Here is a 26,171-nt window from a genome sequence, read left to right as displayed (position 1 = left end):
AATCGTCAAGAATTGTTAGAATGTGGAGTGCCCAAAAAGGGTAATCGCAGTTAACAAGGATTAATTATGGGTGGTATTTCTCAGTGGGAGCAGCTCAATGTAGAGCTGACGGCAGCTCTTGGGAGTTCTGTTCATTTTGATACAGCCCATCAAGCGGTATATGCCTCAGAAGCATCGAATTACCGTCAAATTCCGATAGGGGTCGTCACCCCAAAAAATACCGAGGAATTTGTCAAAGGAATTGAGATTTGCCACCGCAATAATGCGCCAGTGCTGATGCGCGGTGCTGGCACCTCTATGAATGGCCAGACCGTTAATAACGCAGTTGTTTTTGATATTTCCAAGTATTGCAATCACATTCTTGCTCTTGATCCAGTCGCTGGTAACGCGCTTGTCGAGCCAGGTGTGATTTGCGATTCTTTGCGGGATGCTGCTGAGTTGCATGGCCTTACTTTTGCCCCAGATCCTTCTACCCATAGCCGCTGTACTTTGGGCGGCATGGTTGCTAACAACTCCTGTGGTGCCCACTCAGTGATGGCAGGTAAGACACTAGAAAATACCGAGGCCTTAGAGATCTTGACCTATGATGGCGAGCGTTTTTGGGTTGGCCCAACCTCAGATCAAGAGCTGGAGCAAATTATTGCTGCTGGTGGTCGCAAGGGGCAAATCTATCAAGACTTGCTGACTTTGCGCGATCGCTATGCTGAGCAGATTCGTACCCGCTTTCCGAATATCAAACGCCGTGTCTCGGGATATAACTTAGATCAGCTTTTACCTGAGAATGGATTTAACGTTGCCAAGGCTTTGGTTGGGACTGAAGGAACTTGTGCATTAACCCTGGCCGCAAAAGTTAGACTGGTAAAGAGCCCTGCTAAACGGGTTGTATTGGTATTGGGTTTTGAAGATATTTATCTGGCTGGGGATGCAGTACCTGAATACCAGTCCTTTAATCCCATTGCGATTGAAGGTTTGGATTACAAAATTATTCGAGGCTTGCAGCAGCGTAATCTAGCTAAGGCTGAAATTGATTTATTGCCACCAGGAAATGCTTGGGTGGTAGTAGAGTTTGGTGACGATACCCTTGAGGGTGCAGTGGCTCAAGCTGAAAAGGCAGAACAGTATTTCAAGACAAGAACAAAAGGTCCTCAGCCATCCACTTGGTTGGTGCCCGATTCGTCTGTGCAAAAGCGGATTTGGTCGATTCGTGAAAATGGCGCATCAGCAACTCACTTATCGATTGATCCTGATTCTCCTGATCCAGTCGTAGGTTGGGAAGATGCGGCGGTGGATCCAGCCCGCTTAGGTGAGTATCTGCGAGCCTTCCAAGCGCTAGTCGATTCTTATGAGTATGAAACTTCACTCTATGGGCACTTTGGCGATGGCTGTATTCATGCGCGTATCACCTTTAATTTACGCACAGTAGAAGGTGTTGCCAAATTCAGATCCTTTATTCGGGATGCCGCCACTCTCGTGGTGGCGTTTGGTGGTTCATTGACCGGTGAGCATGGCGATGGTCAAGCGCGTGCGGAGTTCTTACCCATTATGTTTGGCGAAGAATTAATGGGTGCCATGCATGAATTCAAGCGCATTTGGGATCCGCAAAATAAGCTCAATCCGGGTAAAGTAGTTCATCCTTATCGCGTAGATGAAAATCTGCGCATGGGCCCAGAATATAAAGTGGTCAATATCAAAACGCGACTCAATTTCTTAAGTCAAGAGGGTAATGGCTTTCAAAGAGCAGTTGAGCGCTGTGTTGGTATGGGTAAGTGCCGCAGTGAAAAAGTCGGCACGATGTGTCCAAGCTATCGCGCTACCAAAGAGGAGCGCTTCTCTACTCGCGGCCGCTCAAGACTCTTTTGGGAAATGCTCCAAGGTGAGGTGATTACTGATGGCTGGGAAAGCAAAGAGCTGAAAGAGGCGCTCGATACCTGCCTTTCCTGTAAGGGCTGTAAGAGTGATTGTCCGGCTCACGTGGATATGGCCTCGTATAAGGCGGAGTTTTTATCGCACTATCATGAAAAAAATAGCCGACCTCGCCAAGCCTTGACGATGGGCCGCATTGGTGACTGGGCGCCTTTAGCGGGTAAGTTTGGCTGGTTGATGAATGGGGTGATGCAAACCCCCGTTTTATCTAGTCTCGCTAAGTGGGTTGGTGGGGTAGCGCAAGAACGGAGCTTGCCCAAGTTCGCCAGCAAATCTTTCAGTAAACAGTTCAAGCAATCGACGACTACAAGCGTAGGACAGAAAAAAGTCATTCTCTGGGTAGATACTTTCTGTGAGCACTTTCATCCAGAGGTTGCGAATGCTGCGGTAGAGGTACTCGCTCATGCTGGTTTCGAGGCTACTTTGCCAAAGACGCCATTATGTTGTGGGCGTCCTTTATATGATTTTGGTTACCTTGATTTGGCCAAACAAAAGCTAGAGAAAATTCTGGATGCGATTGGAGATCAGATTGGTGCAGATGCGGATTCACCAATTGCGGTGGTCGGTCTTGAGCCTGGCTGTATGTCCGTATTTAAAGATGAGCTATTAAAATTCTTTCCGCATGACCCAAGAGCTAAGCTGTTGGCATCTAGCAGCTATTTGTTAGGTGACTTCTTGTATGAGAATGGTTATACGCCTCCGCCTCTAGACTGCGAAGTCTTGGTTCACTCCCATTGCCATCAAAAGTCTTTATTTGGTACAAAGGGCGATATCGCTCTCCTCAGCGCTTTGGGAGCTAAGGCCAATTACATTGATAGTGGTTGTTGCGGTATGGCCGGTTCATTTGGATTTAATCCCGAGCATGTAGCCATGTCAAAAGCAGTGGGCGAGCTGGTATTACTCCCGGCGGTCCGAGCTGCTGATCAGGATACGATCATTCTGACGAATGGCTTTAGTTGCAGAGAGCAAATTGAACAAGAGACTGGCCGTAAGGTAAAGCATTTAGCTGAGCTCTTGCAAATGGCACATCAGGCTAAAGCGGTAAAATTGTAAGCGCCTTGTTTCATCACTAGATCTATCAGCAAAAAAGCCCATGAACATAAATTCATGGGCTCCATCATGTTTCATTCAATTTAAGAGCGTATCAGATAGTCAAAAGCAGAGAGTGAAGCATTAGCACCTTCACCCATCGCAATGATAATTTGCTTGTAGGGAACGGTTGTGCAGTCTCCTGCAGCAAATACGCCGGGCATCGAGGTCTCACCTTTCTGACTAATAATGATTTCTCCTCTAGGAGACAGATCAACAATGCCTTTGAGCCAATCCGTGTTTGGCAATAATCCAATTTGAACAAAGATACCTTCAAGTGCAATGTCATGCATTTGATTATTAGCGCGATCCTCGTACCTTAAGGTAGTCACTTTGCCCTCCGCGCCTAAGACTTCCTTGCTTAAGGCATTGGTAACGACAGTCACATTGGGTAAGCTATACATTTTTTTCTGCAGAACGGCATCAGCACGCAATTTAGTGTCAAACTCAATTAATGTCACGTGATCTACGATTCCAGCTAAATCAATAACGGCTTCAACCCCAGAGTTTCCTCCGCCAATGACTGCCACCCGCTTGCCTTTATACAAAGGGCCATCGCAGTGAGGGCAGTACGCTACTCCTTTACCGCGGTACTCTTGCTCGCCAGGGACATTCATTTCACGCCAGCGTGCGCCAGTACTTAGGATGACCGTTTTACTTTTAAGAGTGGCACCATTCTCAAGGGTGATCTGTAATTCATCACCAGTCTTGCTCAGACTCTTCGCCGTTTGCAGGTTCATGATGTCGACATCGTAAGTCTTAACATGCTGCTCAAGCGCCATGACTAATTTAGGGCCTTCAGTCTCTTGCACAGAGATGAAATTTTCAATGCCGAGAGTATCGGCAACCTGACCGCCAAAGCGCTGAGCCACAATACCCGTTCTAATGCCTTTTCTGGCGGAATAGATTGCAGCAGAGGCGCCAGCAGGACCACCACCAATGATCAATGAATCATAAGCAGCCTTAGCGCTAATCTTTTCTGCATCGCGTGCTGATGAATTGGTATCGAGTTTGGCAGCGATCTCTTCAACGCTCATGCGACCTTGACCAAAGACTTCACCATTCAAAATTACAGTCGGCACTGCCATAATTTGGTATTGATCGACCAAGCTCTGGAAGAGGGCACCATCAATCATCTCGTGCTCGATATTCGGGTTGAGAGCAGCCATGAGGTTAAGGGCTTGCACCACGTCAGGGCAGTTGTGGCATGACAGAGAAATAAAAGTCTGAAAACGCTTTTTACCTTCAAGCCCCTTAATGCTATCAATTACATCTTGTTCTACTTTGGGCGGGTAGCCACTGGTCTGCAAAATAGCAAGGATGAAAGAAGTCATCTCATGACCCATCGGTAGGCCAGAAAATGCGATACGCGCAGGATCACCTACCTTGCTGACTGTAAAGCTAGGAATATTTTTACTGCTCCCGGATGTCTTCAGCGAGATTTGTTCAGATTGCTCCACAACCTCGTTGAGAAGCTCCAGCATCTGAGCCGATTGAGGGCTGTCATCCAGAGTGGCCTCTAAAACAATCGGACTCACTATTTTTTCAAAGTAAGCCTTAAGTTGCGATTTGACGTTGCTATCTAACATGATGTAATCCTTGGTATTGAATCTTGATGAGTCTATTGGGTAGGGGGGAATAATTTCTTCCTACCCAATAGACTCTCCGAAGAGAGTCTATATAGAGCAAATAAAAGCTGAAGCTAAAACTAAAACTAAATTTAGATCTTGCCTACGAGATCGATAGACGGAGTCAATGTTGCTGCGCCTTCTTTCCATTTCGCTGGGCAAACTTCACCTGGGTGAGCAGCCGTATATTGGGCAGCTTTAAGCTTGCGCAATGTCTCAGAGATATCGCGTGCGATTTCGTTAGAGTGAACTTCGGCAGTCTTGATAATGCCTTCTGGGTTGATGATGAATGTGCCACGCAATGCTAAGCCATCTTCTTCAATATGAACGCCAAAACCACGTGTCAGGGTGTGAGTTGGGTCGCCAACCAATGGGAATTTAGCTTTACCTACTGCCGGTGAAGTCTCATGCCATACTTTGTGTGAGAAGTGCGTATCGGTAGTAATGATGTATACCTCTGCACCCATCTTTTGAAATTCAGCATAGTTATCAGCCGCATCTTCAATTTCTGTTGGGCAGTTGAATGTGAATGCTGCTGGCATGAAAATGAGTACAGACCATTTGCCTTTGAGGGTCTCATCTGAAACGGTAACAAACTTGCCATTGTGGAAAGCTTGGGTTTTGAATGGTGGAACTGGGGTATTGATTAAAGACATGGTTTCTCCTGTAATAAATGAAATAGTTGATTCACAACAGGACCTATTCTAGAGACTAATTGTTTATTTGGATAATGATTAATTTAGATATTAGTGATCTATTTTTTCGATAAACTATCTTATCCAAATTCCAAGTCAAGCATGAGTGTCGAGGAGACCTTGCCAAAGCCAAAAGTCTTAGCGGACAATGAACTGATGATGCCAATTTTCTATTCTTATCGAAGATGTCCCTATGCCATGAGGGCGCGTATGGCATTGAAGTACGCTGGCATTGAGTTTGAGCATAGGGAGATTGAATTACGGAATAAGCCCCAATCCATGTTACTTGCCTCACCTAAGGGCACCGTTCCAGTCTTATGCATTGATGGGTTTGTCTTGGATCAAAGTTTGGATATTATGAAGTGGGCTTTGAGCATATCCGATCCCGATCACTGGGGAGAGGTTAATGAAAACATCTCCCAGCATTGGATTGATAAAAATGATGGCCCATTTAAGATCCTGCTAGACCAATATAAATATCCGAATCGATATCCAGAGCTTAATCAAGCAGCAGTTTTAAATGCGACTATAGAGCTGATGCTTAAACCGTTGGAGCTTGTGCTGGAATCTAGTGAATATTTAATGGGCAACAAATTGACTTGGGTAGATGTAGCTATTTTTCCATTCATCAGGCAGTTTTCAATGGTGAGCCCGCAGCAGTTTGAGCAGTTGCCTTTTCCCCTGACTAAAAAATGGCTTAATCAACAGACCCAGTCTGAACTATTTAATTCAATAATGCATAAATATCCAGTTTGGATTGATTGATGTTGTGGCTTACTCACGCTGACTGAACCGTGCAGCCTCAGGGCCAAATACCTTCTGAATGGAATGTATTTCAGGAAGGATGTATACGATGCCACCTGTTATTTTAAATATTTCGTGCACCTGATCCTTCGTTTTGGATGTAGTAATCATGACTGTTTTGGCCCCCATCGCATGGGAGAGTTTGACGCCCATATGCCCCAGGCCACCCAATCCGATAATACCTACGGTCATTCCCGGCTTGACGCCCCAATGCACCAATGGAGAGTAAGTGGTGATGCCAGCACAGAGCAGTGGGGCAGTACTAGCGGGATTTAAACCCGTAGGGATGATCAATACAAAATTTTGATCAAGCACTATGTTTTTGGAGTAGCCACCAAAAGCAAATCCCCCAGGATCTTTTGAGAGGCTGTTGAAGATAGTTGAAAAGCCCTTAAGGCAATATTGCTCAAGATGGGCTTTACACGAAGCACATTCATGGCAGGAGCCAGACATATATCCTGCGCCAACTCTTTGGCCAATCTTGAGATTGTTGACGGCTTTGCCTACGGCAGTGATCTTGCCAATAATTTCATGACCCGGAACCACGGGATAATGGGTTCCGCCCCACTCGTTTCTCGCAAAATGGATGTCAGTGTGGCAAACACCACCATACTCGATAGCAATTTTTACGTCGTTAGAGCCTAACTCTCTTCGATCAACCTTGAAGGGCGCAAGGGGCGTTTTAGCTGATTGAGCGGCATAGCAAGAGGTGGGAGACATGATTTCTTTCAAATAGCATCAGCAGTCTGATGGAGCGCCAAGTTGCACTGGATACGTTCACCATCATGAGGAATGCTAGTGTTAAGGTCTGTACGAGAGCGAACTATCGTGAAGCGCGAATGCCGCTATCAATGTGCGATGACGCACATACATAATCACCAATTTTTCTTAATCTGGTACTTCCTAGGTTCACCTAATTCAAGAGAGGGGATTAAGCATGAGTTCATCCGATGATTTGCATTCAGAGCACGCTATTAAATTGTTAGATATCGTCTACGATCTACACGGAAGTGATAAACGGTATCCATACGAAAATATTCCATTTTCCTCAAATGAGGATGGCGCCATTACTCTCAGCCCTAGTCTCATGGAGGCCTTAAGTAAAGATGAGAATATGCATTTAATAGATTGGGCGCATCAGAATATTGTGAAACTATTTAAAGAATGAATTTCAGGAGCAATATCAATTCATGAAAAAATCGAACGGATATATTCGTTTTCTCGATCTTGTGGAGATACTTCAAGCCAAAAGCAAGATCCGAACTTTGGATTCAACCGAAAAGCATTTACTCAACAACATCATGCTTGACGATAGCGTTGGTAACCCCATTTTTGTTGGCGACCTTTTAAGGCTAAAATTATTAGGCTCCCAAGCCACGTTGCATGGCCGCCTTAAAAACCTTCGATCGATTGGCTATATTAAGTTAATCGAACAAGATGATGCCCGTAAGAAGAGGGTGATGCCTACAACCCAAGCCTATAAATTATTTGAATTACTGTCCGGATGCATGGCCCGAGCCTTAAAAGAATCGTAAGCTTGTAGCGGCCTTATAGCTAGGAAATTGATCAAGATCATTTGGGTCTGCGCTACTATTAGCCTATAGTAATCTCCATTCAGTATGGGCAATATATCTAAAGATGAATTTATGACTCAAGAGCATCGAATTGTGATCGTGGGAGGTGGTGCAGGCGGTTTAGAGCTAGCTACCAAACTCGGTGATCGCTTCAATTCCCGAAAAAAATCTTCTAAAAAAGTATCGGTGATCTTGGTAGATAAGAACCGAACCCATCTATGGAAGCCTAAATTACATGAGGTTGCTGCAGGCTCAATGGATCAGGCTGATCAGGAGTTGGACTATATAGCTCAAGCACACTGGCATCATTTTAGCTTTCGCTTAGGCGAGCTGACAGGCATAGACAGGGTCAATCGTGAAATTCAGGTGGCCCCTTTTTACGACGACTCTGGTGAATTGATTACGCCACAGCAAACTATTCATTACGATTCATTGATCATTTCTATTGGCAGCTTAACCAATGATTTTGGTACTCCGGGCGTTGCTCAATATGCCCAAAGGCTTGAATCAGTTGTAGATGCAAAACGCTTTCACTTGCGCTTACTAAATGCATGTTTGAGAGCGCAGTCTCAAACTGAGCCTTTGACGCCTTATCAATTAAAGGTTGTGATTATTGGGGCTGGTGCTACCGGAGTCGAGCTAGCTGCCGAATTACATCGCACAACGCGTGCCATTATTTCATTTGGAATGGATCGAGTGAATCCTGAGAAAGACCTCAAAGTGATTTTAATTGAGGCTGCCTCTAGAATATTGCCCGCCTTACCTGACAGAATTTCTATTGCCGCCGAAAAATTACTGACGGATTTGGGTGTCGAGGTACTGACTGGTGCCAAGGTAGAGAAAATAGAATCCCATCAAGTCTGCTTATCAAATGGCGTAGAAATTCCTGCTGAATTAATCGTTTGGGCGGCTGGCGTCAAGGCTCCGGACTTTCTGAAGGAGATTGGCGGCCTAGAGACGAATCAGGCTAATCAATTATTGGTATTACCCACCTTGCAAAGCACTCGTGACCCTCATATTTTTGCGATGGGAGATTGTGCAGCATGCCCATGGCCGGAAGCGAATAACGGCAAAGGCGGCATCGTTCCTCCAAGAGCTCAAGCAGCTCATCAACAAGCATCACATCTATATTCCCAAATTCATCAAATGATGGATGGTAAGCCACTAAAGCCCTATCAATACCGTGATTTTGGATCGCTCGTATCCTTGGGCGAGTTCAGTAGCGTGGGTAGCATGATGGGTGGACTCATTGGTGGCAGCCTCATGATTGAAGGCCTGTTTGCAAAACTCATGTACATCAGTTTATATAAACTGCATCAACTAGCACTTCATGGATGGGTAAAGGTGTTTCTCGATACGATCAGTCGTTTAATTCATCGTCGAACCCATTCTATCGTAAAGCTTCACTGAGTTAGGCAGACACCCTTCTAAGCGAGTAAGATTTAAAGTCCGATTAGAAGGGCATCAAATGAGCCACTACCAACCTATTAACCTTTCAGACAGAGTCGCACTTTTGTTTACCAAAAGTATGCGTTTTTTCGCAGATACTTTTTTTCAAAAAAGATATGGGCATCGTGCAGTTATTCTTGAAACTGTCGCTGGCGTTCCTGGCATGGTTGCTGGTATGTGGACGCATTTGACTAGCTTACGAAAGATGAAAACGGGTTATGGCCCGAAGATTCGCACTCTATTAGCTGAGGCAGAAAATGAAAGAATGCACTTGATGACATTTATCGAGATTGCTAAGCCAAATGCCTTCGAGCGTTTTTTAGTGTTGTTTGCTCAGTTAATATTTTGGAATGTGTTCTTTGTAATCTATATTTTTTTCCCACGGACAGCCCACCGAATTGTGGGATATTTTGAAGAAGAAGCCGTGTATTCCTACACAGAATATTTACGAGAAATTGATAATGGAACATTGCCCAACATTGCTGCGCCCAAGATTGCGATTGATTACTGGCATTTATCCGCAGATGCCACACTACGCGATGTCGTGATTGCGGTTCGAGAAGACGAGGCTAAACATCGTGATGTTAATCATCAGTTTGCGGCTGAATACGATCAGTAGTATTGAACTCAACATGCACTATGACTGCGGACAGATGATTTATCTCAAGAAAAGTAATAAGCAAGCAATTGCAATGAGTCCATAAAGAAACAGATAAATCTTGATATCTTTGAAGACAATCTCACGTGCAATTTTTTTATATTTCAGAAGATAGAAGTGATAGATTATTGGTGAAATCAAAATCACACTAAATTCCAATAGCAGCTCTATTTTTTCGCCGGTCATCTATTGTATGAATTTGCTTTTTGAAAACACCAATACAGCGGTAGAAACTATTCCTACAGAAAAAAGTAGAAAAGAGCCTGTTTTTACGAAAACAATAAAGCCCAGTACTGTCAAGCCAAATGGGAATAATCCTAATTTATTTCTAGACATTTAATCATCTCTTGAAAAATAGCTTGTTTGCCATCAGCTTTTTGTTTGCATATCAAAAGAACCTATTTAGATGTGATGAAATCATAACTCAGACTTCCATTTTCTGACTATGCTCCGGATTATTCATTGTGGCAACTCATGACGGTCACTTGTTCAACTATTGATATTGGCAGCTATTGCTTCCCTGGACCCAAGAGCATCACGTCTTTAAAGATTCTCAGATCAACTATACTTAAATTTAACCTATCAACGCAATGATTTGAGGTAGCAAATGACTACAGTAAAAGATATTTTAAAAAATAAACAGCATCAAATATTTTCCGTAAAGTCTACAGATGCAGTTACTTTGGCATTGGAGATTATGAAGGAGCATCGTATTCGATCAATTCTGGTGATTGATGCGAATCAATTAAAGGGAATTATTTCTCTTGGGGACTGCGCTATTAAGGTGACTTTAGCTAAGAAAGATCCTGATGTCATTTTAGCGGCAGACATCATGACGGAGCATCCTCTCATTGTGGGGGAAGAGTACTCCTCAGAGCAATGCATGAGCATCATGGTGGCTAAGAAGGTTCGTCATTTGCCTGTTGTCAATCAGCAGCAAGTGATTGGCGTTATTTCTATTGGTGATTTAGTTGGTGACATCATTAAAGATCAAACCAACCAAATTAGTTTTCTAGAAACTTATATGAAAGAGCATGGCCTTGATTCCAAGGGAAATTCCCACTTTTCATTCTTGGGATAGTCTTTAGTAAATCAAGTCGTTCAAATAGCCTAAGGCAAATCACTAATGCAGGAAATGAATTCTCTTGTCGATGCACTCCATCTTCGGCCCCATCCAGAGGGCGGTTTTTATAGAGAGATGCATCGATCAGAAACCATCATTCGAGAGTTGGATCAGGTTGATAAAAGCGCCTTAACCAGCATCTATTACCTTCTCTCAGGTAAGGACTTTTCCTCTTGGCATCGCATCAAATCGGATGAGGCCTGGTATTTTCATATTGGATGTGATGTCATCATTTATTTTTTCGATGAAAGTAAATTACTCCAGACAGTTCAGTTGGGATTGAAATCTAATCATTTTCAGGTCACTATTCCTGCTAATACTTGGTTTGCAGCCAAGCCAGTCGATGAGAACTCTTTTTGCTTAGTCAGTTGTGCAGTAGCTCCTGGCTTTGAATTTAATGATTTTGAAATCGGTGAGCGTGAAAGCTTATTACAAGAGTTTGGTCGTTCATCAGACCAAATCGAGGCAATTAAAGCCCTCACTAGAATTTAATCAAGTTCCCGCAATAGATCGCTTCTATCCCTTACAGTGGAATGCGCAGATGCACAGCCAGTATGGATGACCCAGTTGACTGCAGTTGAGGTAAGGCAATTGCACATACCCATTCATAACAAAACTCAGGAAACACCATCGGCATCACTGCCCAGTTATGATAACCTGTAATTCATCCGGCTCCAATACCTAAGTCCCAACCATCTTTGCGATAGTAAGAGTAGCGCGCATAAGCATAAGCACTGCCACGGTAATCGCTGTTGTAATACCAACCTCCAGCGATATTCCAATTCTCAGAGATGGCTCTTTCAAGGCCGAGGCCAGGATTAAATCCATTATTTCCGGGTTTGGAATGAACGCTAAGCCCATTAATCTGAAGGTACGTTTCTTCGGTATACCCAGTACTGCTGAACAAAGTGAGAGCAAGCAGGGCTATCAGTTTGACCCACTGTCTATTCATAGCCCTAGTCACATATACCCTTCTTTGCGGAGTCCGCATATCGTTAAAAACACACTTTCAATGTAGTACTTATGAAGGCATAAGTATGTTCGTTATCGAACTCCTAGCATGTGTACATAAGGTGCTGCAACTGACTGGCTAGTCCGGTCTTTATCGATGCCGATCAGCAAATTGCCAGAGTGGAATTGCTCTGATAGACTCACTCAGCGAGCACAGAGAAAGGCCATAGATGAGTTATCCAACAGTTAAAGTAGCAGCAGCCCATGCAGCACCTGTCTATATGGATAAAGGCGCTACTACTAAAAAAGCGATCTCGATTATTGAAGAGGCTGCGAAGCATGGTGCAGAGCTCATCGTCTTTCCTGAATCCTTTGTCCCAGGGTTCCCAGTATGGGCAGCATTATGGGCGCCGATTTATAACCATGACTGGTTTAAGAGAATGGTTGAAAACAGCATTCTGATCGATGGTCCTGAAATAGCCTCCATCTCTGCAGCTGCCAAACGCCACGGTATTTTTGTCTCTTTGGGATTTAGTGAGGCAACACCGATTAGTGTGGGCTGCATCTGGAATTCCAATGTCATTATTGGAGACGACGGCAAAATCCTGGTGCATCACCGCAAGCTCGTTCCCACGTTTTATGAAAAGTTGGTCTGGGCACCAGGGGATGGTTTTGGTTTAAGAGTAGCCAATACCCGCATTGGAAAAATTGGCGCACTGATCTGTGGTGAAAATACGAATCCATTAGCCAGATATTCTCTAGCTGCAGAGGGCGAGCAAATTCATATCTCTGCTTGGCCAGCCATTTGGCCCACTCGTAAGCCGGGTGGTCAAAACTTTGATAATGTTGCCGCTAATCGTATTCGAGCTGGCGGTGTCTCATTTGAGAACAAGGCATTTGGTGTTTTGTGCTCTGGCTTTATGGACAGCGTCATGTTTGACGCACTAACTAAAAATGCGGATGCAGATGCGAGGGAGGTATTGGAAAAATCACCCAGAGCGGCAACGATGTTCTTGGATCCTACTGGTGCGCAGACTGGAGATACGCTTCAACAAGAAGAGGGCATTGCTTATGCCACCTTTAATCTCAACGACTGTGTAGAGCCTAAGCAATTTCACGACATCGTCGGTTATTACAATCGCTTTGATGTTTTTGACTTAACGATTAATAGACGCCGCGTTACGCCTGCTACGTTTATCAATGACGCAGCCTATTCTTCGGATCGAGAAGCATCCGGTGATCAAGGTGATCAATCCATGCCTCATGACTCTAAAGGCCATTAAAAAGGCCTCGGCTTAGAATCCACATTCAGTTACTCACCTCAGCACTTTAATATAGAATAGATTCACATTCTCCTTTGGTAAATCATGAATAAAACAATCTTAACTTGTGCAGTAACAGGCAATCTCACTAAGCCGGAGATGACTCCCTACTTGCCTATTACCCCAGTTCAAATTGCAGAAGCCTGCTTGGGTGCTGCTGAGGCCGGTGCAGCTGTAGTGCATATCCATGTGCGCCATCCTAAAACGGGTAAGCCATCGATGGATTTAGACCTGTATGCGGAAGTGATTCGTTTAATCAAGGCGAAAAATAAAGAACTCATCATTAACTTAACTACCGGTCCTGGCGGTCGGTATATTCCGAGTGAAGATGATCCTAAAGTATTTGCACCAGGAACGACTTTATGTCATCCACTCAAAAGGGTGGAGCATGTTGCCCAGCTAAAGCCGGATATTTGTTCATTAGATTTAAACACTATGAACTCCGGTGCCGATGTGGTGATGAACACGCCATCTAACGTTCGCAAAATGGCTAAAGTGATTCGGGATTCGGGAGTGATGCCTGAATTAGAGATCTTCGATACTGGCGACCTTAATCTGGCAAAAGATCTATTTCAGGACGGAACACTAGACGGTCCAGGGCTTTTCACTTTTGTGATGGGCGTGAAGTATGGCTTAAATACTGACCCAGCTACTTTGTTATATATGCGTGACCAACTGCCTCAGGGCGCCAATTGGGCCGCCTTTGGTATTAGTCGTGCAGAGTATCCAATAGTTGCTCAAGCTTGGTTATATGGCGGCCATGTGCGCGTTGGCATGGAAGACAATATTTATCTCAGCAAAGGTGTGCTTTGTAAAACCAATGCTGAGTTGGTTCTCAAAGCAAAAGCCTTAATCGAAAGCATGGGCGGGGAGTTAGCCACCTCCCTTGAGGCACGTGAGATGCTAGGCTTAAGACCTGCGTAGTAAATGAATCGGTAATTTACTCGCGTGGGATCTTTGCCTGTGTTGCGACCTCTTCCCACTTTTTCTTTTCAGCTGCGACAAAAAGATCCGTATTAGCGGGAGTGTCGCCAATCACTGTGCCACCCAAATCTTTCCATCTCGCCTTGATTTCAGGCGAATTGAGCACCTTCTTCAGAGCAGCATAAATTTTATCCACTACGGGCTGAGGAGTCTTCGCTGGTACAAACAGCCCAAACCAAGCAATCACTTCAAAGTTGGGATAGCCAGCTTCTTGCATCGTGGGCACATCTGGCAAATCGGGACTACGGGTTTTGCTAGTCACTGCTAAGGCGCGAAGTTTGCCGCTCCGAATATGCTCCATGGAGCTAGGTAAATTATCAACCATCATCGTTACTTGCCCAGACAAGAGATCAATGAGGGCAGGGCCTGCGCCTTTGTAAGGTACATGCACAATATCCGCCCCAGACATATTTTTAAATAACTCGCCTGACATGTGAATAGACTGTCCTCTACCCGAGGATGCAAATGAATATTTACCTGGATTTGCTTTAGCCAATGCTACGAACTCAGCCACAGTCTTGGCGGGGACGGCAGGGTTTACTACCATCACATTCGGGGTTGCCAACGCCACGCTAATGGCCCTCATGTCTTCTATTTTGTATGGCAAGCTTTTGTACAAAGCGTAGTTAATCGCATTGGTACCAATATTGCCCATTGCCATGGTGTAGCCATCTGCTGGAGTTGCTAACAATGCTTGCAGGGCAATAATTCCGGCTGCTCCCGCTTTATTTTCTACCAACACGGATTGACCCAATTCTCTTCCGAGCTGATCAGCAATAGCGCGAGATGCAATATCCGTAGTTCCTCCGGGAGCTGCTGTGACAATCAGTTTGAGAGGCTTAGAAGGAAATACATCTGCGGCATTGCTTAATGAAATAAAGGCAGTAAAGCCAAATAGAATGCTGGCAAATATTTTTAAACTCTTTTTAAAGCGCATGGAAGCCCCCTTATTAGTAGACTCAATTTATCAGATCAATATAGGGATAGCAATATTGGCGGCTGTCTGATAGTAATCATTTGATAAGTAAAAGCCCTAGGTTTAAAGACTATTGCGCTTAAAAAGCACCACATACGAAGATATTTATTTTGCAGGTGAGTTAAAAAAAGAAAAAGCCACCCTGAGATGGCTTTTGCATTACTAGTGGATCGGGCGAGATTCAAATTCGCAACCGACGGAATAAAAGGTGGGATTAGATGCTGACAAACTTAATCTAATACAGAGAAGCAAGATAAAACTCATTTATTGAAGGGCTACTTTCGGCCAATAGCGATCTCTCAAGCCCTCTCATTATTCGCATCATCACTCCAGTAATCATATTAATTTTTATATAAGTAATAAAAATCCACTCTATAAATAAGAGTCGATTGTTGTTGATTTCTTTGGCTTAAGCAAGTAGTGTCAATTGTTTATCAAAAGCCACTTCAGTATATTTTTCTTATTTTTCATGCTCAAAACTACCCAGTCGCAGCTCATTAAATTTAATCTTTTTTTAGCAAGCTTTTTTGCAACTTTTTTTTTATCACATTAGTAGTATGTTAAAAAATGTGAGCGCTAAAGATCAAGCCGCAGTCTTCAATAGTAATATGCAGTTCGATAAGATTTCTGATGGTATGTTGTGCGTTAAGAGTCAATCTTGGTGTGCTCGCATGAGGCACAAACTTAAAGCAAGCGGCATAGCTATCGTTCTCGCGTGCTCTGCTTTTGCTCTTCCTGTTTTTGCAAACACCATCAATTTGACTGACTCGTCTGCAAACCCATACTCAAGCCCCGGTTATGTAGTGGACGCTACTACTGTTAGTGGTTCTGGTGTTGGTGGCCTTAATGGCATAAACGGACAATTTTCAAGATCCCAGAACATCACCATCATAAGTATTGGGCAAATTAATGGCGGTTTTGGTACTAACGGTCAGAGTAGTAGCGATGGTAGTGGTGCCCAAGCAAACTCCGGTAGGGATGCTTGGCAATGGTGGATGCTGCCGTCGTATGGTGCTGGTGGTGCCGGTGGTTATGCTGGCGGTGATGGTTTGGTTGGTGGTGCTGGTGGTAAAGGTATTTCTTTTGTAAATACCGGTTCGGGCACGAGTATGTTAACCAATAACGGTTTGATCCAGTGGGGTTATCTTGCTGGTCGAGGCGGTGACGGTGGTGATGGTGGCAGTGCTACTAGTGGTTCTAGTGGTGGTGATGGTAGTGATGATAATTGGGGTAGTGGAGCTAGCAGCGGAGGTGGTGGTGGTGATGGTGGTAATGGTGGAAGTGGTGGTGCTGGTTCTGCTGGTGGTACTGGCGTTTATATGTCTACTTCCAGTGGAAGTAACACCTTAACCAACGCTACTAGCGCTAGTATTTTGGGTGGTGCTGGTGGAGATGGTGGTTATGCTCGTGATGGTAGCAGGGGCGGTAATGGTGGGAATGGTGGTAATTATGGCTATTCCTATGGAAATGGTGATGGTGGTGATGGGGGTAATGGGGGTAATGGTGGTAATGGTGGTAATGGTGGTAATGGTGGTAATGGCGTTTATATGTCCACCTCCAGCGGAAGTAATTCTTTAACCAACGCTATTAACGGTAGCATTTTGGGTGGTGCTGGTGGTGCTGGTCGTGATGGTGGTACTGGTGGAGATGGTGGTAATGCTGGTGCTGCTGGTACTGGTGGGTTCGGCGGCCGTCAAGGCACTGGTGGTAATGGTGGTAATGGTGGTAATGGTGGTAATGGTGGTAATGGTGGTGCCGGTGTTTATATTTCGTCTTCAAGCGGGACAAATACCGTAACTAATAGCGGTTCAATTCAGGGTGGTGCTGGTGGTATTGGTGGTGCAGGAGGCTGGCGTGGTAGTGGTAATGATGGTGGCAGTGAAGGTATAAGTGGTACCAGCGGCAATGGTGGTGCTGGTGGTATGGGTATAGCAATTAGTGGTGCGACAACAACGTTTACTAACTCGGGCACGATTACCGGGGGTGCTGGTGGAAATGGTGGTTATGCTGGTGATGGTGGTGCGGGCATCACAATCAATGGCACGGTGACAACGCTCACTAACACTGGCACGATTACCGGGGGTGCTGGTGGCACGGGTGATACCAATGGTACTAGCGGTAGGGGTATAGTGAATAGCGGAACTATCACCACTTTAAAGAATGCTCAAGCATCCTTGACTTATAGTGGCACGCTGCCAACTAACTACAGCATTATTATTAACTCTAGCACTTCCTTTGGTAGTTTGGTGGTGACTAATATTGCCGCAAGTTCAACCGCCTTTAGCATTGACTCAAGCTCAACGGTTGCTGCTGCTGGCACATACCTGAGTGTATTAAGTGGTATCGCTTCAGGAAAAATCACCAATCTTTCAGGATCCTACAGTGGTTTCAACTGGACACTGGGGCTGCATTCCGGTAGCTCTACTTTGTGGGATTTGGTATTTGCAGTGCCAATATCTGGAACTTGTACCGGAGCTGTAGTTGTTACTAGTACCCAGACCTGTACTGATAAGGGTACTGTTGGCTCAATTAACTATGGTGTTAGTAGCGCCGCTACATTAAGCTCGGTAAATAACGCTGGCACGATTACTGCTACAGGTAGTGGCGCAGTCAGTGGTGTAGGTATTTATAATGCCTCGGGCAATACTGTCAGCGCTATTACCAACTCTGGCACTATTAGTGGCACTGGCGGCACTAGTCCCCAAGGTATCAGCAATGCCGGTACTATCACCGCCTTGACTAATACTGGCACGATCTCGAGTATTTATAACACCGGTAGCATTGGTACGATTACTAACACCACAGGCACCATCACCACCATGAACAATGCTCAAGGTGGTGATAGCTCATCGGCATCTAAAACAGCCATTACCTACAGTGGCGCACTACCAGCCAACTACAGCATCATAGTTAATAGTGCAACAAACTATGGTCAATTGACTGGCACAAGCATAACGGCAACCAATACTTCTATAGTCTTTGGCGTTGACTCAAGCTCAACACTTGCATTTGGTCGCTATTTAAGTGTATTTAGTGGTGTGGATCTTTCCGGTAAATTTACTAACGCAAGTAGCTCTGGAACCTTCAGCGGTACTGGCGGCCCCATAGGATGGGTTTTGCAGCAAAATCCTACTACCTCTACTTCGATGGATTTGATTGTTGGCTGCTCTGGCGCTGTAAGCATCGCTAGCGGCCAGTCTTGTATCAATGTCTTCGCCGCAAACAGAAAAGGGCTTGATAACCCAACATCCGTTTCCAATGCCGGAATCATCACGGGTTCAGGCGGGAGCTATAGCCTTGGAATTTATAACAATCTTACTGGTGGCGCTGCTCCAACCTACAACAATTCGGGAACGATTAGTGGTTCTAATACCTCGAGCAATATTGTGAGCGGTATTTACAATGCTGGCGGGATTACTGCGATAACCAATTCTGGCACGATTAGTGCAGCAGATACTGGTAGCTCAATTCAAAATAGTAATTACACTGCCGGTATCCGCGCTGAAGGGACTATTGGAACGATTACCAATAACTCTGGCGGTACGATTTCAGGTACTAGTAACAAAAGCGTCGGGGTGGGTATTTATGCCAACGCCAACATTACAACGATTACCAATAACTCTGGCGCTACGATTTCTGGGGTGGGAACAAATAATAGGGGCGTCGGTATTTATAACGTCTCGGGTCGCACCATCGGAACGATTACCAACGCCGGCACCATTAGTGGCACAGGCGTTACAAATCCTGCTGGTATTTACAATGCCGGCACAGTAACAACATTAAGTAATACCGGCACCATTTCTAGCATTAACAATGCCGGCTCGATCACCACGTTAAATAATTCGCAGGCTTCCTTAGCATATAGCGGAGCACTGCCGACTAACTACGCGATCATTATTGGTACGGCAACTAGCTTTGGTTCATTGGCCGTGACTAGTGGTTCAGGAACAACTGCCTTTAGTATTAACTCTGGCTCAACGGTGACTGCTGATGGAACCTACCTGAGCGTATTGAGTGGTGCAGGCCTTAACGTCACCAATCTTTCGGGTACTTACAGTGGCCGCAGCTGGACACTCGCCTTGCATTCCGGCAGTACTACGCTGTGGGATTTAGTGTTTGGATCTGGCATTGGCAATATCACATCTGCTACGAGTAACTTCTCCAATTTGGGTACCGCCTTTGCTACCGTCTTTGATGGCGGTAAGCTAGTCGTTGACTCCAGTGGTGCAAATACTTCGAGCACCTTTACACTTAAGAAAAATTCTTCTGGCGCAATTGATCAGGGTGGTAATAAAACCTCAACCTTCTCTGGTACCTTTGTAGACGATGCTGGTGGGGGTACTCCAAGTAAACTCACCATCACCAATAGCGGTTTGGGTAGTGGAGCAACGAATGGCGTAGTCACTTTATCTGGCGTCAATACTTATACCGGTGGCACTAAAGTTGAGGCCGGCGCCACTCTGGCCATTACCAATAAAGATGCCATTGGTACCGGCGCACTCGAGTTAGCTGGTACAGCAACTACCTCTGCAAATATAGTTTTAACTAGCACGATGACAATTAGTAACCGGATTAAAGTAGAAGGTGATCCGACCATTACGGTAGCGGCTGGTAGTACAGGCACCTTTACTAGCTCTATTGACGATCTGAGTTATCCAGGTGAGATTGTGATTGGCGCCAGCCCTGGTAATACGGGTGGCGGTACGGTTGTGTTTACTGCAGTGAACACCTATAAAGGCGATACCAAAATTGATGCGGGTAACACTTTGGCGCTAAGTGGTAGTGGCTCGATAGCCACTTCAGGCACAGGTGCTGGTTGGACTGGGGTCACGAATAACGGCACCTTTAATATTGTTGGCGTAACAGCGAACACCGTCAGTCTCGGAAAAAACTATACCCAGTCAGGCACTGGTACTTTGGCGATGAACTGGTATCAAAAACTGAGCATCCCCGGCACTGCCAGTCTAGCCGGTACCTTGTCTCTCTTTAATAGTAATAGCAGTACTTACTCTTTAGGCCGCTATACCTTAATCACTTCAACTGGAGCCCTATCTGGCACCTTTGGTACGCTGAACACCAGCAATCTATCTTCAAGCTATAGATACTCACTGAGCTACGATGCCAATGACGCGTATTTAACTATTGCTGCTGGTGGCCCACCACCAGACTACACCCAACAATCCTTAGTCAATACTGCGCAAGCATTGCAAGGCACCTTCGCACTACAAAACAGTATTTTGAACAGCAGCCTAGGCTATGACTGCAATCTATTTGGTCCCAATGGTATTTGTATCTCCACGGGTGGTCGTAATACGACAGTGCAAGCAGAAGGTATTAATAACACCAGCGCGCTCCTCATTGCCGCTTATAAGGCATCACCACAGGTGCGCATTGGGGCCTATGCCGATCAAAACCTCTCTACCCAAGGACCGGGCACTGTCAAGCTAGGGAATAACACACCACTCTTAGGCATGTTTGCGGCTTGGAATGAAAACCCAGATGGCACTGGTCTTGAGCTCAAAGCCTCAGCGTCTTATGGCCAAAAGAGTGCCACCGTGACTCGCAGTGTGGTGGTCACATCTGAACCCGGTAGTGGTAGTAGCAATCTCACCACCCAAGGCGTGCAGGTAGTGGCTAAATATGGCTTGGCACTGACCTCTGCAACGATCCTAAGTCCGTACCTTGGCGTGCGTTATAGTCAAAGTAATATGGGTGGCTACACCGAAGGAACCAGCAGTTCAGTGACAGCGCCTCTGACATACCAAGCCTTAAATACCAATGCCACCACACTTTTGGCTGGCGCAATCGCTACTCATCAGCTCAATCCTAAGACGACGATATTTGCCAGTGCTGGAGTAGAGTCTGATACCAACACTAGCAATGGCTCTTACTCAGCTACTAGCCCCAACATTGCAGGTCTAACCCCCATTAACTTTAACCCCACCGCAGTAAACACCAGACCGACTGCTACTGTTGGTGCTTATTACGATCTAGAGAAAAGCCAACGCCTTGCCCTAACGGCTGGCTATACTCAAACATCGTTTAAGGCCGTATCTACCACTAGTGTGATGGCGACTTATACAGTGGGTTTTTAAGCGGGACAGCTAAACGAATATGAATACACTAACCATCAAATTACTCTCAACCTTAACTGGCCTTGTTCTTGCCTGTATTAGCAGCGTCGCTTTTGCACAGTCAGGAACTGGAGCGGTATTGGTATCAGTTAACGGCATTAAAATTTACACTAGTCAGGTCAATGAGATTGTGGGTATGGCAGTTACTGATGGCGCCAAAGATACCCCAGAGTTACGTCAAAATATCCTAAATGAAATTATTATTCGCGAAGCAGTGAGTCAAGATGTTAAGAAAACAGGCTTATTGACAAAAGAGAGTAACCCTTTAAAACTCAAATTAGCTCAAAGCATTACAGTATTTGAGATTTGGTTTGGCCAATATCTCAAAACCAATCCGATCACCGAAGCGGACATTAAAGCAGAATACGACCGTCGGCTCGCTACGAGTAAAGAGCCTAAAAATACCAAGCAGTATGAAGTGGCGCAAATTACGGTTGCTACCGAAGCCGAAGCCATGGATCTCATCAAGCAGATTAATGCTGGTGCAAAGTTTGAGACTTTAGCTAAAGAAAAGTCTCTTGATAAAGCTTCTGGTGTGCAGGGTGGTGTAGTTGGTTGGGTTTTTTCTTATCAATTAACTCCACCACTCAATGACATTATTCTGATTTTAGATAAGGGCAAGATAACGCCAAATCCAGTAAAAGCAAATAATGCATGGAATATTGTTAAGCTAAATGATGTAAGACCTTTTGTATTACCTGACTTTGATCAACTCAAAAATAATATTGCCCAAGAATTAATACAACAACGTCGCAATACAGCGATCAATATCTTGCTTAAAGAATCTAAGATAGCTAACGGTAGTTGACTCTTTGGCATCTACCAAAAAGAGTCCCATCAAGTAGTCTCCACCACTACCGTGATGGCTACTTATAACGTGGGTTTGTAAGAAGTTGAATATGGGTCTTGGATTCAACCGATCAACGCAACAGATTGTTTATCCGTTGGCCCATTTAAATATGCGGCTATTTAATCGTTAAATGGGATATTTACTTCTATGAAGCCATTATTTGTGGACTGATTAACTGCGGCAATGATTGTTGATGTATTCGGTTTAATTCTTGGCCAGCTGGTGGTGCTGAGTACCACTATGGCAATTTTTCTTTGAATAAGATTTTGTTGATACTGAAGATTCGTGTCTGTTGTAATAAAAACCTCAAAACCATTTGATTCTGCAGCACTTAACAACTCACCATTTTTTAGTGTTGACCATCCTAATTCATAAGCAGTAGAGACATCGTGATTAAGTAAAAGGTCTTTTAATGGCGCAGGTGTTCCCTGATCAAATAATATTTTCACGCAGCAGTTAGAGAATTCTTAGCTGCAAAATCCAAAACAGCGCGCGCCTGTTCTAATTTAATGCCTGGAAAAATTTCAATAAATTCTTTGATCGAAATTCCATCTTCTAAGTTTTCAAAGAGGGCGGCGATAGGCACGCGGGATCCGGAAAATACCAAAGCTCCGCTCACGCGCTCTGGGGCGCTTTCTACGGCTGGGCAGTTTGACCAGTTAATCATGCTCAGATATTAGCATTTTGGAGTTTTAAAGTCACCACCTTAGGATACCCAATAAGTAAGTGGTTTTTAGCCTCTTAAGACCAGTTTATAGATCAACGGTGCTAGAGTCTGTTGCTCTGATTTCTTTACTTATTCAATAGAAAAAGCCCTTGAACATGCATTCAAGGGCTCTATTTTTGGTGGGTCGGGCGAGATTCGAACTCGCGACCAACGGATTAAAAGTCCGCTGCTCTACCGACTGAGCTACCGACCCAGTAAAACAAAGATTATAGCAAGAAGTTTATAGTCGCCCTTGGGTCTTTAGGCCTTTGGCTTCAAGCCCTGTTAACTAGGCGTTTGCTCGTCTAGCAACCGGCGGATTTTTAGAGAAATAGTCCTTAATTCCTCTCATAATCGCTTCAGCAATCCGGTCCTGATAGGCGTCATCATTGAGACGCGCTTCTTCCTGGGGGTTACTAATGAAGGCTGTCTCCACCAGAATTGATGGGATATCTGGAGCCTTGAGAACGGCAAAACTGGCTTGCTCAACCTGTCCTTTATGCAAAGGAGCGAATCCACTAATTTGTTTGAGGATAGAAGTACCCACTTGAAGTGAGTCTTTGATTTGGGCAGTGGTCGACATATCTAGCAATAGATTGGCTACTTGCTTATCTTGAGTCTTGATATTGATACCGCCAATTAAATCTGAAGCATTTTCTTTATTGGCCATCCAACGGGCCGTCGTGCTACTGGCACCCATTTGAGATAAAGCAAAGACTGAAGCCCCCTTTGCTCTGGGTTCAATAAAAGCATCTGCATGAATTGAAACAAACAAATCAGCTTGCACTCGACGTGCCTTTTGAACCCTGGTGTGAAGTGGCACAAAGTAGTCGCCATCTCTCGTTAGAAATGGCCGCATATACGGATCGCTATCGATCTTGTCACGTAAGCGCTTAGCGATGGAGAGAACCACATGCTTTTCTTTGGAACCCATAGTGCCGATAGCTCCCGGATCTTCGCCGCCATGTCCAGCATCAATGGCAATGGTAATCAGGCGCTGGTATTTTGCTTTGGCAGGAGGTTCTTTCACATCCGGAATGGCTTGCGCTACTGGAGCTTTTGGGGCTTCCTTTTCTTTTTTTGTGGCGAACTGGGCAATCAGATCAACTTCTTCATTGGCTTTATCTAAGGCGCTTTCCTTACGAGCACTGCGCTTGACTAATTCCATTAAGGGATCTGGGGGCGTGGCAGGATAGAGATCAAGCACCATACGGTATTGATATTCTGCAATCGGATCCAGCGTAAAAAGCTGAGGCTTAACGGGCTCTTTGAGATCGAATACCAGACGCACCATCCCTGGTTGAAATTGCCCCACCCGAATTTGTGACACATAAGGATCATTCGGTTTCACCTTAGCCACTAAGTCTTTGAGGGTGGAGTTAAGTTCCATGCCTTGTACGTCTACTACTAAACGATCGGGATTGGTGAGGAGTTGCTGGGTAATCGGCAGTGCTTTATCAGACTCGAGTGTAATCCGCGTGTAGTCCTCTGCTGGCCAAATACGGACACCCAAGATCTTGGCACCCCAGGCAATATCGACTTCACTGAAAAACAAAATGAAGCCCATCATCTTCGCCGAAGTTTGGAGATACTTTCTTCTGGAGGAATCGATGGTGGTTTTGCTCATGAGGTTTGCAGGTGAGCTTTCTCTAAAAGGATTGCTCCCTGATCCGAGTTTGCAGTGAGAGTGATCTTTCTCTCATTTTCCTCTGCGTCTGCTACTAGATGAATCTCCATATCAAATGGCGGGAGGGTGTCTTCTGCTTTTTCTGGCCACTCCACTAAGCAAAATCCAGGCCCATCAAAATACTCTGCAAATCCGGCTTCTTGCCATTCCAGTGGATCGCGCATGCGATAGAGATCAAAGTGATAAATTGTGATGTTATTAGAGACATCCTTTTCACCGACCTGCATTTTAGAGATCAGAATAGGGTAGGGCTCACACAAGGTGTAGGTTGGACTCTTCACCCGGCCTTCGAAGCCTAAGCCCTGAATCAGATGCCGAGCAAAAGTGGTTTTGCCTGCCCCAAGATCACCTGCTAAGGCAATATTGAGGTGAATACTAGGATTTACTTGAAAAAGATGGCCAATAGTCAGGGCAAGTTTTTGTGCCAATGTGATGGTTTCTGCTTCCTGCCTACAATATTGAGTAAATGAATTCTGAGCCATTTGCCTAGTGTATTCAATTATTAAGTTACATTCTGTAATCCCCATGACCTCTTCTCAAACACCTAGCTCTGTTGACCATACCCATATCCGCGAATGGCTGGGAGAGCAGTCGAAAAAATTGGGCTTTGATGGTCTACGCATTACGGACACCCATCTTGGGGTCGCAAGTGAGCGCCTAAATGAGTGGCTGGCAGAAGGTCGTCATGGTCAGATGGAATACATGGCTCGGCACGCGCAATTACGCTCGGACCCCAGCCTACTAGTACCAAGTACAGTCAGGGTGATTTGCGTCACCATGAATTACCTCTCTCCTACAATTGACTTTGATAGTGAGTGGCAGCGCCTAGCAGATCCTACCCAAGCAGTCGTCTCCGTATATGCCCGTGGCCGGGACTATCACAAGGTCATGCGTAATCGTTTGCAAGAGTTTGCGCAGATGATTGAACGGCAGATTGGCTCATTTGGCTATCGTGTGTTCACGGACTCAGCACCATTAATGGAAGTGGAGTTGGCTCGTAAGGCAGGATTGGGTTGGCGAGGCAAACATACCTTATTGCTCAATCAACAATCTGGATCCACCTTCTTTTTGGGCGAGATCTTAGTGGATGTTCCGTTGCCGATAGATCAAGAGGTGGAATCGCATTGTGGTACTTGCCAAGCCTGTATTGACATTTGTCCTACGCAAGCCATTACAGCCCCCTATCAATTGGATGCCCGTCGCTGTATCTCGTATTTAACAATTGAGAATCCCGATGCGATTCCAGTAGAGTTTCGGAGGTCGATGGGCAATCGTATCTACGGATGTGATGACTGCCAACTCATTTGCCCTTGGAATAAATTTGCGCAGCGTACGGCCTTGCCAGACTTTGCTGAACGTCATGGTCTTGGTAAGGCGAGTCTCTTAGAGCTGTGGTCTTGGACGGAGAGTCAGTTTGAAAAACGCCATGAAGGCAGCGCCATTCGTCGCATTGGTTACTCTCGCTGGCGTCGTAATCTCGCTGTTGCTTTGGGTAACGCCTTAGCTAGCGGGGTAGAGCAGGGCGGGATACGTGATGCCTTAAGCGCAGCGCTTGACAGTGCAGACCCCTTGGTAGTGGAGCATATTGAGTGGGCTTTGGGCCAGCCTGTATAGCTAG

Annotated in this window: 21 protein-coding genes, 1 tRNA gene and 1 pseudogene; 13 read left to right on the top strand and 10 right to left on the bottom strand. The window is 45.2% G+C overall.

Annotated features, from left to right (window positions below; all coding sequences use genetic code 11):
• Window positions 1–66: 66 nt before the first annotated feature.
• Window positions 67–2,976, top strand: a complete 2,910-nt coding sequence (locus ICN15_RS05300) for an FAD-binding and (Fe-S)-binding domain-containing protein (RefSeq protein ID WP_216201660.1) — start codon at window positions 67–69, stop codon at window positions 2,974–2,976.
• An 80-nt stretch (window positions 2,977–3,056) separates the two neighbouring features.
• On the opposite strand, the gene ahpF is transcribed toward ICN15_RS05300, so the two are convergent.
• Together ahpF and ahpC are read right to left on the bottom strand one after the other, a co-directional pair.
• Window positions 3,057–4,601 carry an alkyl hydroperoxide reductase subunit F gene (ahpF, locus tag ICN15_RS05295; RefSeq protein ID WP_216201659.1) on the bottom strand — a complete coding sequence of 515 codons (1,545 nt, stop codon included), beginning with the start codon at window positions 4,599–4,601 and terminating at the stop codon, window positions 3,057–3,059.
• Between the two features lie 131 nt (window positions 4,602–4,732).
• Window positions 4,733–5,296, bottom strand: a complete 564-nt coding sequence (gene ahpC, locus ICN15_RS05290) for an alkyl hydroperoxide reductase subunit C (RefSeq protein ID WP_216201658.1) — start codon at window positions 5,294–5,296, stop codon at window positions 4,733–4,735.
• A 141-nt stretch (window positions 5,297–5,437) separates the two neighbouring features.
• Between ahpC and ICN15_RS05285 the strand changes: the two genes are divergently transcribed.
• Window positions 5,438–6,100, top strand: coding sequence for a glutathione S-transferase (locus tag ICN15_RS05285; protein WP_370625420.1), 663 nt, complete (start codon window positions 5,438–5,440; stop codon window positions 6,098–6,100).
• A 9-nt stretch (window positions 6,101–6,109) separates the two neighbouring features.
• Here the strand turns inward: ICN15_RS05285 and ICN15_RS05280 are convergent, their stop codons facing one another.
• Window positions 6,110–6,859, bottom strand: coding sequence for an alcohol dehydrogenase catalytic domain-containing protein (locus ICN15_RS05280; RefSeq protein ID WP_216201657.1), 750 nt, complete (start codon window positions 6,857–6,859; stop codon window positions 6,110–6,112).
• A 217-nt stretch (window positions 6,860–7,076) separates the two neighbouring features.
• Between ICN15_RS05280 and ICN15_RS05275 the strand changes: the two genes are divergently transcribed.
• The 6 genes and pseudogenes from ICN15_RS05275 (at window position 7,077) to ICN15_RS05250 (ending at window position 11,435) form a co-directional block, all read left to right on the top strand.
• Complete coding sequence (locus tag ICN15_RS05275; RefSeq protein WP_216201656.1) at window positions 7,077–7,307, top strand: hypothetical protein; 231 nt, start codon at window positions 7,077–7,079, stop codon at window positions 7,305–7,307.
• Between the two features lie 22 nt (window positions 7,308–7,329).
• Window positions 7,330–7,674 carry a hypothetical protein gene (locus tag ICN15_RS05270; RefSeq protein ID WP_216201655.1) on the top strand — a complete coding sequence of 115 codons (345 nt, stop codon included), beginning with the start codon at window positions 7,330–7,332 and terminating at the stop codon, window positions 7,672–7,674.
• Window positions 7,675–7,758: 84 nt separating this feature from the next.
• On the top strand, window positions 7,759–9,123 hold the full coding sequence (locus ICN15_RS05265; protein ID WP_255532878.1) for an NAD(P)/FAD-dependent oxidoreductase: 1,365 nt from the start codon (window positions 7,759–7,761) through the stop codon (window positions 9,121–9,123).
• A gap of 55 nt (window positions 9,124–9,178) precedes the next feature.
• A pseudogene (locus ICN15_RS05260) lies at window positions 9,179–9,781 on the top strand (alternative oxidase); the annotation flags it as partial.
• A gap of 646 nt (window positions 9,782–10,427) precedes the next feature.
• Window positions 10,428–10,901: a CBS domain-containing protein gene (locus ICN15_RS05255; RefSeq protein ID WP_216201653.1), complete on the top strand. Its 474-nt coding sequence runs from the start codon at window positions 10,428–10,430 to the stop codon at window positions 10,899–10,901.
• A 54-nt stretch (window positions 10,902–10,955) separates the two neighbouring features.
• Complete coding sequence (locus ICN15_RS05250; RefSeq protein WP_216201652.1) at window positions 10,956–11,435, top strand: cupin domain-containing protein; 480 nt, start codon at window positions 10,956–10,958, stop codon at window positions 11,433–11,435.
• A 172-nt stretch (window positions 11,436–11,607) separates the two neighbouring features.
• Here ICN15_RS05250 and ICN15_RS05245 read toward each other — a convergent pair whose 3' ends face one another.
• A complete protein-coding gene (locus tag ICN15_RS05245; protein ID WP_216201651.1) occupies window positions 11,608–11,895 on the bottom strand; it encodes a hypothetical protein in 288 nt (95 codons plus the stop codon).
• Window positions 11,896–12,124: 229 nt separating this feature from the next.
• Here ICN15_RS05245 and ICN15_RS05240 point away from each other — a divergent pair, with 229 nt between their 5' ends.
• Both ICN15_RS05240 and ICN15_RS05235 read left to right on the top strand, forming a co-directional pair.
• Window positions 12,125–13,177: a carbon-nitrogen hydrolase family protein gene (locus ICN15_RS05240; protein ID WP_216201650.1), complete on the top strand. Its 1,053-nt coding sequence runs from the start codon at window positions 12,125–12,127 to the stop codon at window positions 13,175–13,177.
• Between the two features lie 84 nt (window positions 13,178–13,261).
• On the top strand, window positions 13,262–14,140 hold the full coding sequence (locus tag ICN15_RS05235) for a 3-keto-5-aminohexanoate cleavage protein (protein ID WP_216201649.1): 879 nt from the start codon (window positions 13,262–13,264) through the stop codon (window positions 14,138–14,140).
• Between the two features lie 16 nt (window positions 14,141–14,156).
• Here ICN15_RS05235 and ICN15_RS05230 read toward each other — a convergent pair whose 3' ends face one another.
• Window positions 14,157–15,137 carry a tripartite tricarboxylate transporter substrate binding protein gene (locus ICN15_RS05230; protein ID WP_216201648.1) on the bottom strand — a complete coding sequence of 327 codons (981 nt, stop codon included), beginning with the start codon at window positions 15,135–15,137 and terminating at the stop codon, window positions 14,157–14,159.
• Window positions 15,138–15,733: 596 nt separating this feature from the next.
• Between ICN15_RS05230 and ICN15_RS05225 the strand changes: the two genes are divergently transcribed.
• Together ICN15_RS05225 and ICN15_RS05220 are read left to right on the top strand one after the other, a co-directional pair.
• Window positions 15,734–21,271 (top strand): hypothetical protein, encoded by a 5,538-nt coding sequence (locus ICN15_RS05225; RefSeq protein ID WP_216201647.1) that lies wholly within the window; start codon window positions 15,734–15,736, stop codon window positions 21,269–21,271.
• 19 nt (window positions 21,272–21,290) lie between these two features.
• The gene (locus ICN15_RS05220) at window positions 21,291–22,118 is read left to right on the top strand and encodes a peptidylprolyl isomerase (RefSeq protein ID WP_216201646.1); all 828 of its coding nucleotides are present in this window, start codon (window positions 21,291–21,293) and stop codon (window positions 22,116–22,118) included.
• Between the two features lie 161 nt (window positions 22,119–22,279).
• Here the strand turns inward: ICN15_RS05220 and ICN15_RS05215 are convergent, their stop codons facing one another.
• The 5 genes from ICN15_RS05215 to tsaE all read right to left on the bottom strand — a co-directional run bounded on the left by ICN15_RS05215 (window position 22,280) and on the right by tsaE (window position 25,035).
• Complete coding sequence (locus tag ICN15_RS05215) at window positions 22,280–22,609, bottom strand: DUF5615 family PIN-like protein (RefSeq protein WP_216201645.1); 330 nt, start codon at window positions 22,607–22,609, stop codon at window positions 22,280–22,282.
• Window positions 22,606–22,827, bottom strand: coding sequence for a DUF433 domain-containing protein (locus ICN15_RS05210; RefSeq protein WP_216201644.1), 222 nt, complete (start codon window positions 22,825–22,827; stop codon window positions 22,606–22,608). The genes ICN15_RS05215 and ICN15_RS05210 overlap by 4 nt, the downstream gene beginning before the upstream one ends.
• A gap of 177 nt (window positions 22,828–23,004) precedes the next feature.
• Window positions 23,005–23,080 (bottom strand) — tRNA-Lys (locus ICN15_RS05205).
• A gap of 75 nt (window positions 23,081–23,155) precedes the next feature.
• The gene (locus tag ICN15_RS05200) at window positions 23,156–24,493 is read right to left on the bottom strand and encodes an N-acetylmuramoyl-L-alanine amidase (protein WP_216201643.1); all 1,338 of its coding nucleotides are present in this window, start codon (window positions 24,491–24,493) and stop codon (window positions 23,156–23,158) included.
• Complete coding sequence (tsaE, locus tag ICN15_RS05195; RefSeq protein WP_216201642.1) at window positions 24,490–25,035, bottom strand: tRNA (adenosine(37)-N6)-threonylcarbamoyltransferase complex ATPase subunit type 1 TsaE; 546 nt, start codon at window positions 25,033–25,035, stop codon at window positions 24,490–24,492. Before tsaE ends, ICN15_RS05200 begins: the two co-directional genes overlap by 4 nt.
• A gap of 43 nt (window positions 25,036–25,078) precedes the next feature.
• On the opposite strand from tsaE, the gene queG reads away from it, so the two are divergent.
• Window positions 25,079–26,167 carry a tRNA epoxyqueuosine(34) reductase QueG gene (gene queG, locus ICN15_RS05190; protein WP_216201641.1) on the top strand — a complete coding sequence of 363 codons (1,089 nt, stop codon included), beginning with the start codon at window positions 25,079–25,081 and terminating at the stop codon, window positions 26,165–26,167.
• Window positions 26,168–26,171: the final 4 nt, after the last annotated feature.

The organism is Polynucleobacter sp. CS-Odin-A6, from assembly GCF_018882095.1.
In the GTDB taxonomy this organism is placed as follows: Bacteria; Pseudomonadota; Gammaproteobacteria; order Burkholderiales; family Burkholderiaceae; genus Polynucleobacter.
The sequence above is the reverse complement of the archived record's forward strand: the minus strand, read 5'-3'. Positions and strand labels throughout refer to the sequence as shown.